This window comes from Aeromonas sp. S15(2024), assembly GCF_041402265.1.
In the GTDB taxonomy this organism is placed as follows: domain Bacteria; phylum Pseudomonadota; class Gammaproteobacteria; order Enterobacterales; family Aeromonadaceae; genus Aeromonas; species Aeromonas dhakensis.
Genome location: NZ_JBGLQY010000001.1, coordinates 714,686 through 727,631 on the forward strand (window position 1 = coordinate 714,686; position 12,946 = coordinate 727,631).

Here is a 12,946-nt window from a genome sequence, read left to right on the forward strand (position 1 = left end):
GACAATGCAGCGACTGTGCCAGAGGATGAAAAAAGCCACCGGACGGTGGCTTTGGCTAGGTAAAAAGGGGGCTTAGTTACGCTGCTCCAGGTACATGACAGCTGCTTCCACACGGCTTTGCGCCTCGAGTTTCTTGAGCAGGCTCTTAACGTGAACCTTGACCGTGCCTTCGGAAATATGGAGCACGGAGGCGACCTGTTTGTTGGAGAGGCCCTTTGCAATTTCACGCAGGATTTGCATTTCGCGACGCGTTAAGCTCTCCAGCTTCTGCTGCAGGTGATCCAGCTCGTAGATGTTCTCGAGGTAGGGGCGCAGCGGTTCGCTCAGGATCTGCTTGCCGGTCATCACGTCTGCCAGCTGGGCCAGCAGCATATCGGGTTCGGTGTCCTTGAGCAGGTAGCCATCGGCACCGGCCTTGAGCAGGGCCACCACATCCTGACGGGCATCGGAGACGGTCAGGATCACCACCCGGGAGGTCACCTCCTCGGCGCGCAGCGCCCTGAGGGTGTCCAGGCCCGAGAGACCTTTCATGTTGAGGTCGAGCAGGATCAGGTCCGGTTCGGACTCCTTGGCCATGGCGACGGCGTCGGTACCATTGGAAGCTTCACCGACGACCTCGATGTTCTCTTCCAGTGCCAGCAGTTGCACAATCCCTTTGCGCATGAGGGGATGGTCATCCACGACCAGAACACTATATTTCATCTCGTCCATCAGGCGTCTCTTGTTAGGCTGGTGGGAAAGGTCAGATGTACGCAGGTGCCTCTGGGCGGCCTTTCGCTGATGGTCAGCAGGCCATGCAGCTTGTTGGCACGCTCGTTCATGATGCTCAGGCCGTAGTGGTTGACCGCCGAGCTTGCGATCCCTATTCCGACACCATCATCTGAAATCTGAACCTGGATGTTACCATCGGCGAGGGTCTCACAGCTAACATCAATCACTTGTGCGCTGGCATGTTTGATGGCATTGAGGACTGCCTCACGGATCAGCTGCAAAATGTGAATGTGCTGACCCGCTTCGAGGTCGGTATCGGCCAGACCGTAATGGAGCCTGATATCGGCCTGGGTCTGCGGCTTGAGTTGCTCCAGCATCACCTTGATGGCTTCGCCGAGATTGGCGTCACCAATGCTGAGGCGGAAGGTGCCGAGCAGCTCGCGCAGCTGGGTGTAGGCGCTGCCAAGCCCCTCATCGATCTGCTGCATGGCGGCTTCGGCCTTGGCGGTATCCCCCTTGGCAAACGAGCGCTTGAGCAGGGTAGCCTGGATCTTGAGATAGGAGAGTGCCTGGGCCAGAGAGTCGTGCAGCTCGCGGGCGATGACGGCTCGCTCTTCCATCAGCAGCAGGCGCTGGTGTTGCAGCAGGGTCTGATCCTTGTGCAGCACCTGGGCCAGCAGCATGGAGAAGTTCTTCATCAGCCGCTCGTCGATGGGGTGGCTGCTGATGACGTCGAGCCGGCCATACTCCTGCTCGTCCATCTGCAGATAGAAGCTGACCACCGCCTCCAGATCGCCGGGCCAACCCTTGCGGCCGGTGATGTAGTCCGGCATGGCGTTGTGCTCGAAACGGGTCAGCCGGATGTAGTCGATGTGCTGGTGGGCCGCCGCCCGCTCCAGCAGCTTGAGCAGGGTGCGCCGGCTCAGCGGCGCTGCGTGCAGCTTCTGGGCTGTGCTGTAGAGGAAGGAGAGGGTGTCGTTGGCCTGTTGCAGCTTGGCAGTCTTCTCTTCCACCTTGCTCTCCAGCTCCCGGTAGAGCTTGCCGAGCTCATCGGCCATGGTGACGAAGGCCCCTGACAGCTCCCCCAGTTCGTTTTCGCAGCGGGGGGGCAGGGTCAGATCGAACTCCTGGCGCTGGATCTGGCGGGCGCAATAGACCAGCTGGTTGAGCGGTGCCACCACCTGCTGGCGGGTAAAGCGCACCGTGAACCAGGCGATGGTGATGATGGAAAGCAGCCCCAGCCCCTCGGCCAGCGCCAGCATGCGCACCTTGAACTCCACGTGATACTGCATCTGGTTGACGAAATCATCGATGGCGGCGACGAACTGCTCTGTGTTGTCGGTGTAGCGCCGTGGGGTGGCATTCTCGATGTGTTCGCGCATCACCTGCCACTGCTGCAGCACCTCGCCATAGGTGCGACGCAGGGAGGCGGGGGTGATCCAGCGCTGGGTCTCCTGCAGCTCGGCGGCGTGCAGGGTCTGTTCGAACTGATCGAGCCGGCTCAGCACCTGCTGGCCCTGTTCAATCTCGTAGGCCATCCGGTAGGCCTGCATCCGCAGGGAGCCGGAGAGGTTGATCGCTTTGGCGTCGGGTACCGAATAGAACAGGGTCACCATGGCCACCACGGCGATCAGGCTCGCCATGAACAGGATGAGCACCATGGAGCGTCCGATGGCGCTGCTGACCGAATGTACTTTGAACCACTTTCCCATGCCGGCTCTCTTCCTTCACTGCAGACAATAACCCCACAAAGTAGCATGGGAGTGTACTCCAACTTGTGCTAGCATCGAAAAACTAGATGAACTCCGAGCGGTTTTGCCTAAGTCCTCATGATAGGGGGATACCGCCGTCAGCCGATGTTCGAGCTGTAAGGGTCAGGAAAGAAATGCCCTGGCCTCCCGTATTTGGAAAGGTGTTTATGTCGCCACTGCAAGATGGTTTTTCCCGTCGTTTTTACTATTTGCGCCTGTCGGTCACCGACGTGTGCAATTTTCGCTGTACCTACTGTTTGCCGGATGGCTATCGGCCACCGGCCGGTGGCAAGGCGGGGCGCCAGCCCTTTCTCTCTCTCGAAGAGATCCGTCGCGTCGTCGGTGGCTTTGCCGCCATGGGCACTCGCAAGGTGCGTCTGACCGGCGGGGAACCCTCCCTGCGCCGGGACTTCACCGCCATCATAGAGACGGTGGCCAATACCCCCGGCATCGAGAAGGTGGCCATGACCACCAATGGGTATCGTTTGAAAGAGCGGGCCAAGGAGTGGTTCGATGCGGGCCTGACCGCCCTCAACGTCAGCGTCGACAGCCTGGATCCGCGTCAGTTTCACCAGATCACCGGCGAGAACAAGCTGGCGGAGGTGATGGAGGGGATCGAAGCTGCGCTGGCCGCCGGCTTCAAGTCGGTCAAGATCAACGCCGTGTTGCTCAAGGGGCTCAACGACCACCAGCTGGATGCCTTCCTGGCCTGGATCCGGCACCAACCCATCGAGCTGCGTTTCATCGAGCTGATGCAGACCGGCGAGATGGATACCCTGTTTCGCGATCACCACGCCAGCGGGGCGCTCATCAAACAGCGTCTGCTCGATGCCGGTTGGTTGCAGCAGCTGCGTGGCGACGACGATGGCCCCGCCCAGGTATTCATGCATCCGGAGTCGATGGGTGGGGTCGGGCTCATCATGCCCTACAGCAAGGATTTCTGTGCCGGTTGCAACCGGCTGCGGGTCTCTTCCCTCGGCAAGCTGCACCTCTGCCTGTTCGGCGACCACGGGGTGGAACTGCGTGATCTGTTGACGGATGACAGCCAGCAGGATGAATTGCAGCAGCGGATCCGCAGCGCCCTTGCCGGCAAGGCGGCGACTCACAGGCTGCACGAAGGCAATGCCGGCATGACCCCGCATCTGGCCTCCATCGGTGGCTGAGCGGCCTCGCTCGAAAAAATAGCCATCGATTAATAAGCAATCCTCAAATGGGGGTATTTTGTTTTGCCCCCGTTGTTCTTTCCTGCGCCAAGGGTTTGATCCAGCGCAAGAATCCCCCCTGTTTATCTCCCTGGTGGTATATCCCTGAACTTGTCAGGGCCGCAATATACACCCACTCTTATAATAGGTATTGAAAATACCTGTCATAGGACTCACTCGTGCGCCATCACCTGCAACAAGGAGCCGTTATGCCGGATGGGGTCAACCTGTCGCGTCGCAGTCTGTTTCGGGGTCGTCTGACATCGAATGAACCTCGGGTGCAACTGCCCTGGTCCGTCGCCTGGTCCGATTTTGCCGCCGACTGCACCCGCTGCGGTGACTGTCTCACGGCCTGCCCGGAGCAGATCCTGGTCAAGGGCGATGGCGGTTTCCCGACCGTGGATTTTCTGCGCGGTGAGTGCACCTTCTGCGGAGAGTGTGTCGCCGCTTGCAAAGTGCCGATATTTCGTCCGACCACGGAGGCGCCCTGGCAATACATCGCCCATATTGAAGCCAGCTGTCTGGCTCAGGGTCAGGTGTTCTGCCAGCGCTGCCAGGACAGCTGCGAGCCCAGGGCAATCCATTTCTCCCCCGTGCTGGGCCGGGTGCCTACCCCCAGCATCGAGGCCGCAGCCTGCACCGGTTGCGGTGCCTGTGTGAAGGATTGTCCGGTCGGCAGCATCCGGGTGGGTACCCCCGTCAGCGAGGAGTCCAGATGAAGCAGGATGTGTGTGAAGCAGGAGCCACAATGAAACAAGAGTTCCATGTATCGAGCCTGGTGGTGTTGACCCAGCCCTCCTTGCGTCACCGGCTCGCAGAGCAGATTGCCACCCTCGAGGGGGCCGAGATCCATGCAGTCAGTGACGAGGGCAAGCTGGTGGTGACCCTGGAAGGCCCGAGCCAGCGGCCCATCATGACGGCCATCGACGCCATCAATGCGATGCCGGGCGTGCTGTCCGCCGCCCTGATTTACCACCAGTTCGATGAGCTCGATGCCCAGTGCAAGGAGTAGCGCCATAAGGTCGAGCCTGCGTGACTCATCATGATGGCCGCCATGGATGCACAGAAAAATGACGCCAGGGTTCTAGTTCGCCGCCCTGAGCCAAAACCAGTTCGATACACTCGACAACTTACGCGATAAGCAATGTGAGGATATGCCATGAAGCTGAGTCGACGCGACTTTATGAAGGCCAACGCGGTGGCGGCAGCCGCTGCCGTGGCTGGTGTCAGTGCCCCCACGCTGGCGGCCAATCTGATCACCAGTACCGACAAGACTGCCATCAAGTGGGACAAGGCGCCGTGCCGTTTCTGCGGTACCGGCTGTTCCGTGCTGGTGGGTTCCCAGGATGGGCGCGTCGTGGCGACCCAGGGCGATCCCGATGCACCGGTCAACCGCGGTCTTAACTGCATCAAGGGTTACTTCCTGTCCAAGATCATGTATGGCCAGGACAGGCTGACCCAGCCCATGCTGCGCATGACCAATGGCAAGTTCGACAAGAACGGCAACTTCGCCCCCATCAGCTGGGATCAGGCCTTCGACATCATGGCCGAGAAGTTCAAGGCCACCCTGAAAGAGAAGGGCCCGACCGCCGTCGGCATGTTCGGCTCCGGCCAGTGGACCGTGTGGGAAGGCTATGCCGCCGCCAAGCTGATGAAGGCTGGTCTGCGTACCAACAACCTGGATCCCAATGCCCGTCACTGCATGGCGTCCGCGGTAGTGGGCTTCATGCGTACCTTCGGCATGGATGAACCAATGGGCTGCTACGACGACATCGAGCAGGCCGATGCCTTCGTGCTGTGGGGCTCCAACATGGCCGAGATGCACCCCATCCTCTGGTCGCGCATCTCCGATCGCCGCCTGTCCCACCAGGAAGTGCAGGTGCACGTGCTCTCCACCTTCGAGCATCGCAGCTTCGAGCTGGCGGACAACGGCATGGTGTTCACCCCGCAGACCGACTTGGCGATCCTCAACTACATCGCCAACTACATCATCCAGAATGACAAGGTGAACTGGGAGTTCGTCAACAAGCATACCCAGTTCCGCAAGGGCACCACTGACATCGGCTACGGCCTGCGTCCCACCAACCCGCTGCAGCAGAAGGCCAAGAACCCGGACAACGGCGACTCCACTCCGATGAGCTTCGACGACTTCGCCAAGTTCGTGGCGGATTACGATCTGGAGTCCGTTTCCAAGCTCTCCGGCGTCTCCAAGGACAAGCTCGAGAAGCTGGCCCAGCTCTATGCCGATCCGAGCAAGAAGGTGGTCTCCTACTGGACCATGGGGTTCAACCAGCACACTCGTGGTGTCTGGGCCAACAACCTCTGCTACAACATTCACCTGCTGACCGGCAAGATCTCCCAGCCGGGTTCCGGTCCCTTCTCCCTGACCGGTCAGCCCTCCGCCTGCGGTACTGCCCGTGAAGTGGGCACCTTCGCCCACCGTCTGCCAGCCGACATGGTGGTGACCGAACCCAAGCACCGCGCCATTGCCGAGAAGATCTGGAAGCTGCCGGAAGGGACCATCCCGGAGCAGGTGGGCTACCACGCCGTGCTGCAAAACCGCATGCTCAAGGATGGCAAGCTCAACGCCTACTGGGTGATGTGCAACAACAACATGCAGGCTGGCCCGAACATGAACGAAGAGGCGCTGCCCGGTTATCGCAACCCGGCCAACTTCATCGTGGTGTCCGACCCTTACCCGACCGTGACCGCCCAGGCGGCCGACCTCATCCTGCCGACCGCCATGTGGGTGGAGAAAGAGGGGGCCTACGGCAACGCCGAGCGTCGCACCCAGTTCTGGCACCAGCAGGTGAAGGCACCGGAAGGGGCCAAGTCCGACCTGTGGCAGCTGATGGAGTTCTCCAAGCGCTTCACCGTGGAAGAGGTGTGGCCGGCGGAGATTATCGCCAAGATGCCGGAAGTGAAGGGCAAGACTCTGTTCGACGTGCTCTATGCCAACGGTCAGGTCAACCAGTTCCCGAAAGAGCAGAGCAAGGGGGCCCTGAACGACGAGGCGGAGCACTTTGGTTTCTACGTCCAGAAGGGGCTGTTCGAAGAGTACGCTACCTTCGGGCGCGGCCATGGCCACGATCTGGCGCCGTTCGATCAGTATCACGAAGCCCGTGGCCTGCGCTGGCCTGTGGTGGATGGCAAAGAGACCCTGTGGCGCTATCGCGAAGGGTTCGACCCCTATGTGAAAGCGGGCGAGGGGGTGCGTTTCTACGGCAAGCCCGATGGCAAGGCGGTGATCTTCGCGCTGCCCTATGAACCGGCCGCCGAGGCACCGGACAAAGAGTACGACATGTGGCTCTCTACCGGCCGCGTGCTGGAACACTGGCACACCGGCACCATGACCCGCCGGGTCCCCGAGCTCTATCGCGCCTTCCCGGATGCGGTGCTGTTCATGCACCCGGAAGATGCCAAGGCCCGTGGCGTGCGCCGTGGTGAAGAGGTGATCGTCTCCTCCCGCCGTGGCGAGGTGAAGACTCGGGTCGAGACCCGCGGTCGCAACCGTCCGCCCAAGGGACTGGTATTCATGCCCTTCTTCGACGCGAGCCAGCTGGTCAACAAGCTGACCCTGGACGCCACCGATCCGCTCTCCAAAGAGACGGATTACAAGAAGTGCGCCGTCAAGGTCGTCAAGGCATAAGGCGGGGAGCGCGAGATGAGTCGTAGTCGGCGCCAGTTTCTGGCCGACATGGCCAAGGGGGCCTGCGGTGTGGGCCTGCTTGGCGTGGGGCTTGGCGGCATGGCGCGCCAGCAGGTGCAGGCCATGCCTGCCCAGGCGCTGCGCCCGCCGGCTGCCCTCGACGAGGCCGAGTTCCTCGGCGCCTGCGTGCGCTGCGGACTCTGCGTCGAGGCCTGCCCCTACGACACCCTCAAGCTCGCCCGGCTGTTTGAACCCGTGACCACCGGTACCCCCTACTTCAAGGCGCGCGCCGTGCCGTGCGAGATGTGTGACGACATCCCCTGCGTGGCGGCCTGCCCGAGCGGGGCGCTGGATCAGGCCATGACCGACATCGATCAGGCGCGGATGGGGGTGGCGGTGCTCATCGATCACGAGACCTGCCTCAACTACCTGGGGCTGCGTTGCGATGTCTGCTACCGGGTCTGCCCGCTGATTGACAAGGCGATCACACTGGAGCTGCAGCACAACCAGCGCACCGGCAAGCACGCCATGTTCCTGCCCACGGTGCACAGCGATGTCTGCACCGGTTGTGGCAAGTGCGAACATGCCTGCGTGCTGGAAGAGGCGGCCATCAAGGTGGTGCCTCGCCAGCTAGCCAAGGGAGAGCTGGGCCACCACTACCGGCTCGGCTGGGAAGAGAAGGCGAAGGCGGGCAAGTCGCTCATCGGCGACAGGCTCACCCTGCCAACCCGCAAACCGGAGGGGCTATGAGTCGTTATCCGGGAGCCGAAGCCACGGCCAGGCTGGGCTGGTGGCGGTCACACCGCTTCCTGCTGCTGCGCCGGCTCTGCCAGTTTGGCGTGCTGGGGTTGTTCCTGCTGGGACCGCTGGCGGGCAGCTGGATCCTCGAGGGCAACCTCTCCAGCTCGCTGCTGCTGGAGACTGTGCCGCTCACGGATCCGCTGACCCTGCTGCAGTCGGTGGCGGCGGGCCATTGGCCTATCTCCACCCTGTGGCTGGGGGCTGTCATCGTGCTGGCCGGTTACTGGTTGGTCGGGGGGCGAGTGTTCTGCTCCTGGGTCTGTCCGGTCAACCTGGTCACGGATGCCGCCGCCTGGCTCAGGGGGAGGCTAGGGCTCAAGGGCAACGGCCAGTTCAGCCGCTCCACCCGCTACTGGCTGCTGGCCATGGTGCTGGTGGCGCCGGCCATCGCTGGTGTGCTGGTGTGGGAGCTGGTCAATCCGGTGTCGCTCACCCTGCGTGGCCTGCTGTTTGGCATGGGGGCGGGCTGGGCCTTGCTGGCGGTGCTGTTCCTGTTCGACCTCTTCGTGGTGGAACGGGGCTGGTGCGGTCACCTCTGTCCGGTGGGAGCCTTCTATGCCCTGGTCAACCGGGTCGGGTTCATCAAGATTTCTGCCAAGGGGCGCGAGCGGTGCAGCAACTGCATGGATTGTTATGCAGTCTGCCCGGAGCGCCCCATCCTGCGCGGCCCCGTTCACGGTGCCAAGCGTGGTCACGGGCCCTTGATTGCGGCTCAGGAGTGTACCAACTGCGGCCGTTGCATCGATGTCTGCGCGGAGCAAGTTTTTGAAATCACTGTAGGTTTTGCCGTCAAGGCAGAGAAAACGTCGGAGAACAAATAATGAAGAAGCTGATTGGAGCAATGCTGGCCTGTCTGATGGCAGGTTCCTTGATGGCGGCAGTCCCCGAGATCACCAACAGCACGGGGGGCATCAAGTCGGAACGGGGGAGCACGGATCTGGTGACGGATGCCGATGCTGCCCCCATGAAGAACTTTCGCAAGGATGGTGACCTCTACGATCGCCAGTACATGCATCAGCCCCCGCTGATCCCCCACGACACCCGCAACTATGAAGTGGACAACAAGGTCAACAAGTGCCTGGCCTGCCACAGCTTCAAGAACGCCAGCGCCATGAAGGCCCCCAAGATCAGCCCGACTCACTTCGAGACCCGTGACGGCATGACGTTGGGAGAAGTGTCCCCCCGCCGCTACTTCTGCCTGCAGTGCCACGTGCCGCAAGCGGATGCCAAGCCGCTGGTGGAAAATACGTTTAAACCAGTTGAAGCCTTGAACTGAGGAACCCATAGATGAAATTACCCGGCTTTATCCAGCGTCTGTGGACCACCTTCAAGTCCCCCTCGAAGGCAGCCCTCTGGGTACTGCTGCTGATGGGCTTCTTCGGCGGGGTCATCTTCTGGGGCGGTTTCAACACCGCCATGGAAGCCTCCAACACCGAAAAGTTCTGCACCAGCTGCCACGAGATGAAGGACAACGTGTTCGTGGAGTACCGCGACACCATCCACTATGCCAACCGCTCCGGCGTGCGGGCCAGCTGCCCGGATTGCCACGTGCCGCACGAGTGGACCTACAAGATCATCCGCAAGGTGCAGGCCTCCAAGGAGTTGTGGGGCATGATCACCGGCAAGGTGGACACCCGCGAGAAGTTCGAGTCGCACCGGCGTGAGATGGCCGAGCGGGAGTGGAAGCGGATGAAGGACACGGATTCGAGGGAGTGTCGCAACTGCCACAACTTCGAATACATGGACTTCTCCCTGCAAGGCAAGCGGGGTGCCCAGATGCACTCCACCAGCCTGGCCAGCGGCGAGAGCACCTGTATCGACTGCCACAAGGGCATTGCTCACCAGCTGCCCGACATGACAGGGGTGAAGGGCTTCTAAGCCTGCACCAGCAACGAGGCCGGGTTCACCCGGCCTCGTTCATATTTCGCCCGGCCAGGGCAAAAGCACCACTGTGCCTCCTTTAAATCCCCCCTCTGGCGGGAGTTTTGATAGAATCGGCCCGCCGTGAGTCGCAGCGCATGACAGCAAGGTCAAAGGTTCAGCCCGGGCGGGCATGGACCGTGCCACCAGCGAGCGCTGTCAGCCGGGATCCTGGCCGCTTTTCTTCTTCTCTTTGCTCACGGTCCTTTGCCATCAGGAGCTGCCCATGGGACAGAAACACAACGCATTCATTCCCCTCAAGATCGCCGTGCTGACGGTCTCCGACAGCCGCACCGCTGCCGATGACAGCTCGGGCGACTATCTGGTTTCCGCCCTCGCTAAATCGGGCCATCAGCTGGCCGACCGGGCGCTCTGCCCCGATAATCTGTTTCGTATTCGCGCCCAGGTGAGCGACTGGATCGCCGATGAGGGAGTGCAGGTGGTGCTCATCAACGGCGGCACCGGCTTCAACGAACAAAACCGGGTGCCCGAGGCGGTCGGGGTATTGTTCGAGCGCACAGTGCAGGGCTTTGGCGAACTGTTTCGCCAGCTCTCCTTCGCCGACATCAAGGGTGCCGCCATGCAGAGCCGCGCGCTGGCGGGTCTCGCCAATCGCACCCTGATCTGCTGCCTGCCGGGCTCTACCGGTGCCTGCCAGCTGGGGTGGGAGAAACTTATCCGTGATCAGCTCGATGCCCGCACCAAGCCGTGCAACTTTGTCTCCCATCTTTGAGGGCCTCTGATGAACCCGACCGAATCCAAGCAGCCTCAGTCCGGCCTGACCCATCTCAACCAGAGCGGCGAAGCCCACATGGTGGATGTGACCGACAAGCTGGTGACCGAGCGTGAAGCCCGCGCCGAGGCGTTTGTCGCCATGGCTCCCGACACCCTGGCACTGATCCTGAGCGGTCAGCACCACAAGGGGGACGTGTTCGCCACCGCCCGCATCGCCGGCATCATGGCGGCCAAGAAGACCTCGGATCTCATTCCCCTCTGCCATCCGCTGGCATTGACCCGGGTGGAGGTAGAGATAGAACCCCAGGCGGCGCAAAATAGGGTCCATATTCGCACCCTCTGCAAGCTCTCGGGCAAGACAGGGGTGGAAATGGAAGCGCTGACCGCCGCGTCGGTGGCGGCACTGACCATCTACGACATGTGCAAGGCGGTGCAAAAGGACATGGTGATCGAACAGGTACGTCTGGTGGAGAAAAAGGGCGGCAAGTCCGGTCACTTCCAGTTGAATGCCGGTGCAGGAGAAAACGCATGATCAAGGTACTCTTTTTTGCGCAAGTCAGAGAGCTGGTGGCCTGCGACGAGCTGAGCCTGCCCTGTGACTACGCCAGTGCCGAGGCGCTTCGCGCCGCCTTGTGCCAGCGCGGCGACAAGTGGGCGCTGGCGCTGGAAGCGGGCAAGCTGCTGGTGGCGGTCAACCAGACCCTGGTGCCGCTGGATACGCCCCTTCATGATGGTGATGAGGTCGCCTTTTTCCCGCCGGTGACCGGAGGCTGATGATGAGCGAGACAACCATGACCGATCGCATTCTGGTGCAGCGGGAAGACTTCTCGCTGGCCGACGAATATGCCCGTCTCGCCGCTCGGCAGGACACCGGCGCCGTGGTCAGTTTTGTCGGCAAGGTGCGCGACTTCAATCAGGGGGAGCACGTGAAGGGGCTGGCCCTCGAGCACTACCCCGGCATGACCGAGAAGGCGCTGACGGACATAGTGGCCGATGCCCGCAGCCGCTGGCCCCTGCAGGAGTGCACCCTGATCCACCGCATCGGCGAGCTGCTGCTCGGCGATCAGATCGTGCTGGTGGTGGTGAGCAGTGTCCACCGCGAGGCCGCCTTCGAGGCTTGCCACTTCATCATGGATTTCTTGAAAACCCGGGCGCCGTTCTGGAAAAAAGAGCTGACCGCCGAAGGAGTACAACGCTGGGTCGAGGCCAAGGAGAGCGACAACACTGCCGCCGCCCGCTGGCAAGCTTGACCTGTTCAAGGGGGCCGGCTCATCGGGAGCTGCAGCCCCTGTTTTCGGGGCCGCCCCCTTGGCTGGGGAGCGATAGAAGCGGCCCCATTCAGGAGGTAAAGGAATGAAACCGCTGTTATCCGTTGTGATCGCCGGGGTCTGCGCCAGTGCGCTGCAGGCAGGTGCTGTGCAGGCCGACGAGGTCAAGGTGGCCGTGGCCGCCAACTTCAAGGGCACCATAGAGCGCATCGGCAAGGCGTTCACCGCCAAGACCGGCCACACCTTGGCCATCTCCTCCGCCGCGACCGGGGTGCTCTACACCCAGATAAGCCACGGCGCCCCGTTCGACCTCTTCCTCTCCGCCGATGTGAAAACCCCGCAGAAGCTGGAGCAGGAGGGCAAGGGCAGCGAGCGTTTCACCTACGCCATCGGCCAGCTGGGTCTGTGGCAGAAGGGGGGGCCTGCGCCTGACGAGGCAACCCTGCGCAGCTGGAAGGGTAACCTCGCCATCGCCAACCCGAAAACCGCACCTTACGGCACCGCCGCCATGGCGACCCTCGACCATCTCAAGATCGATCCCAAGCAGTACCGCCTGCTGACCGGCACCAACATCGGCCAGACCTGGCAGTTCGTCGATACCGGCAACGCAGAGCTGGGCTTCGTCGCCTGGGCCAACCTGGTGGAAGCGGGCAAGACCGGTGAAGCCTGGGCCGTGCCGGCCGACTTCTATCCACCCATTGAACAGCAGGGGCTGGTATTGAAGAAAGGGGAGGCGGTCGAGGCGCTGGTGGCCTGGCTCAAGGGGCCGGGTCAGGCAGAGATCAAGGCGGCGGGTTATGCGCTGCCCCAGTGATGGCGCAACCATACACCTGACTGATGAGTGGCCGGCCCTCGGGTCGGCCCACTCTTGCGATAAGGATGCACACCATGCCGTTGCCTGAATTCATC

Annotated in this window: 15 protein-coding genes and 1 riboswitch; of the genes, 13 read left to right on the top strand and 2 right to left on the bottom strand. The window is 61.9% G+C overall.

Annotation, left to right across the window (positions count from 1 at the left end; translation table 11 throughout):
- Positions 1-72: 72 nt before the first annotated feature.
- Both narL and narQ read right to left on the bottom strand, forming a co-directional pair.
- Positions 73-711 (bottom strand): two-component system response regulator NarL, encoded by a 639-nt coding sequence (gene narL / locus ACB033_RS03345; RefSeq protein ID WP_371140330.1) that lies wholly within the window; start codon positions 709-711, stop codon positions 73-75.
- Positions 711-2,423: a nitrate/nitrite two-component system sensor histidine kinase NarQ gene (narQ, locus tag ACB033_RS03350; protein WP_024942815.1), complete on the bottom strand. Its 1,713-nt coding sequence runs from the start codon at positions 2,421-2,423 to the stop codon at positions 711-713. The genes narL and narQ overlap by 1 nt, the downstream gene beginning before the upstream one ends.
- A gap of 79 nt (positions 2,424-2,502) precedes the next feature.
- A riboswitch (molybdenum cofactor riboswitch) is annotated at positions 2,503-2,642 on the top strand.
- Here narQ and moaA point away from each other — a divergent pair.
- The 13 genes from moaA to modA all read left to right on the top strand — a co-directional run bounded on the left by moaA (position 2,630) and on the right by modA (position 12,851).
- On the top strand, positions 2,630-3,625 hold the full coding sequence (moaA, locus tag ACB033_RS03355) for a GTP 3',8-cyclase MoaA (protein ID WP_124250265.1): 996 nt from the start codon (positions 2,630-2,632) through the stop codon (positions 3,623-3,625). (Overlaps the previous riboswitch by 13 nt.)
- Before the next feature lie 248 nt (positions 3,626-3,873).
- Positions 3,874-4,383 (top strand): ferredoxin-type protein NapF, encoded by a 510-nt coding sequence (gene napF, locus ACB033_RS03360; RefSeq protein WP_017781797.1) that lies wholly within the window; start codon positions 3,874-3,876, stop codon positions 4,381-4,383.
- A gap of 29 nt (positions 4,384-4,412) precedes the next feature.
- Positions 4,413-4,676, top strand: a complete 264-nt coding sequence (locus ACB033_RS03365) for a chaperone NapD (protein ID WP_017779249.1) — start codon at positions 4,413-4,415, stop codon at positions 4,674-4,676.
- Positions 4,677-4,823: 147 nt separating this feature from the next.
- Positions 4,824-7,313, top strand: coding sequence for a nitrate reductase catalytic subunit NapA (gene napA, locus ACB033_RS03370; RefSeq protein WP_371140331.1), 2,490 nt, complete (start codon positions 4,824-4,826; stop codon positions 7,311-7,313).
- Positions 7,314-7,328: 15 nt separating this feature from the next.
- Positions 7,329-8,063, top strand: coding sequence for a ferredoxin-type protein NapG (gene napG, locus ACB033_RS03375; protein ID WP_017783901.1), 735 nt, complete (start codon positions 7,329-7,331; stop codon positions 8,061-8,063).
- Entirely contained in the window at positions 8,060-8,935 is an 876-nt protein-coding gene (gene napH, locus ACB033_RS03380; RefSeq protein ID WP_371140332.1) for a quinol dehydrogenase ferredoxin subunit NapH, read from the top strand. Before napG ends, napH begins: the two co-directional genes overlap by 4 nt.
- The gene (locus ACB033_RS03385; RefSeq protein ID WP_005299342.1) at positions 8,935-9,390 is read left to right on the top strand and encodes a nitrate reductase cytochrome c-type subunit; all 456 of its coding nucleotides are present in this window, start codon (positions 8,935-8,937) and stop codon (positions 9,388-9,390) included. The genes napH and ACB033_RS03385 overlap by 1 nt, the downstream gene beginning before the upstream one ends.
- 11 nt (positions 9,391-9,401) lie before the next feature.
- The gene (locus ACB033_RS03390) at positions 9,402-9,992 is read left to right on the top strand and encodes a cytochrome c3 family protein (RefSeq protein WP_005299345.1); all 591 of its coding nucleotides are present in this window, start codon (positions 9,402-9,404) and stop codon (positions 9,990-9,992) included.
- Between the two features lie 268 nt (positions 9,993-10,260).
- The gene (moaB, locus tag ACB033_RS03395; RefSeq protein WP_139725976.1) at positions 10,261-10,767 is read left to right on the top strand and encodes a molybdenum cofactor biosynthesis protein B; all 507 of its coding nucleotides are present in this window, start codon (positions 10,261-10,263) and stop codon (positions 10,765-10,767) included.
- Between the two features lie 9 nt (positions 10,768-10,776).
- A complete protein-coding gene (gene moaC, locus ACB033_RS03400; RefSeq protein WP_139725975.1) occupies positions 10,777-11,301 on the top strand; it encodes a cyclic pyranopterin monophosphate synthase MoaC in 525 nt (174 codons plus the stop codon).
- Positions 11,298-11,543, top strand: a complete 246-nt coding sequence (gene moaD / locus ACB033_RS03405; protein ID WP_139398839.1) for a molybdopterin synthase sulfur carrier subunit — start codon at positions 11,298-11,300, stop codon at positions 11,541-11,543. The genes moaC and moaD overlap by 4 nt, the downstream gene beginning before the upstream one ends.
- 2 nt (positions 11,544-11,545) lie before the next feature.
- On the top strand, positions 11,546-12,019 hold the full coding sequence (moaE, locus tag ACB033_RS03410) for a molybdopterin synthase catalytic subunit MoaE (protein WP_139725974.1): 474 nt from the start codon (positions 11,546-11,548) through the stop codon (positions 12,017-12,019).
- A 103-nt stretch (positions 12,020-12,122) separates the two neighbouring features.
- Positions 12,123-12,851, top strand: a complete 729-nt coding sequence (modA, locus tag ACB033_RS03415) for a molybdate ABC transporter substrate-binding protein (protein ID WP_139725973.1) — start codon at positions 12,123-12,125, stop codon at positions 12,849-12,851.
- Positions 12,852-12,946: the final 95 nt, after the last annotated feature.

Excerpts from the sequence above, each read along its gene's own strand:
- moaE (WP_139725974.1), top strand. The coding sequence starts at position 11,546 with ATGAGCGAGACAACCATGACCGATCGCATTCTGGTGCAGCGGGAAGAC.
- ACB033_RS03365 (WP_017779249.1), top strand. The coding sequence starts at position 4,413 with ATGAAACAAGAGTTCCATGTATCGAGCCTGGTGGTGTTGACCCAGCCC.
- ACB033_RS03390 (WP_005299345.1), top strand. The coding sequence starts at position 9,402 with ATGAAATTACCCGGCTTTATCCAGCGTCTGTGGACCACCTTCAAGTCC.
- moaA (WP_124250265.1), top strand. The coding sequence starts at position 2,630 with ATGTCGCCACTGCAAGATGGTTTTTCCCGTCGTTTTTACTATTTGCGC.
- narL (WP_371140330.1), bottom strand. The coding sequence starts at position 711 with ATGGACGAGATGAAATATAGTGTTCTGGTCGTGGATGACCATCCCCTC.
- moaD (WP_139398839.1), top strand. The coding sequence starts at position 11,298 with ATGATCAAGGTACTCTTTTTTGCGCAAGTCAGAGAGCTGGTGGCCTGC.
- modA (WP_139725973.1), top strand. The coding sequence starts at position 12,123 with ATGAAACCGCTGTTATCCGTTGTGATCGCCGGGGTCTGCGCCAGTGCG.
- napF (WP_017781797.1), top strand. The coding sequence starts at position 3,874 with ATGCCGGATGGGGTCAACCTGTCGCGTCGCAGTCTGTTTCGGGGTCGT.
- napH (WP_371140332.1), top strand. The coding sequence starts at position 8,060 with ATGAGTCGTTATCCGGGAGCCGAAGCCACGGCCAGGCTGGGCTGGTGG.
- moaC (WP_139725975.1), top strand. The coding sequence starts at position 10,777 with ATGAACCCGACCGAATCCAAGCAGCCTCAGTCCGGCCTGACCCATCTC.
- narQ (WP_024942815.1), bottom strand. The coding sequence starts at position 2,423 with ATGGGAAAGTGGTTCAAAGTACATTCGGTCAGCAGCGCCATCGGACGC.
- napA (WP_371140331.1), top strand. The coding sequence starts at position 4,824 with ATGAAGCTGAGTCGACGCGACTTTATGAAGGCCAACGCGGTGGCGGCA.
- ACB033_RS03385 (WP_005299342.1), top strand. The coding sequence starts at position 8,935 with ATGAAGAAGCTGATTGGAGCAATGCTGGCCTGTCTGATGGCAGGTTCC.
- napG (WP_017783901.1), top strand. The coding sequence starts at position 7,329 with ATGAGTCGTAGTCGGCGCCAGTTTCTGGCCGACATGGCCAAGGGGGCC.
- moaB (WP_139725976.1), top strand. The coding sequence starts at position 10,261 with ATGGGACAGAAACACAACGCATTCATTCCCCTCAAGATCGCCGTGCTG.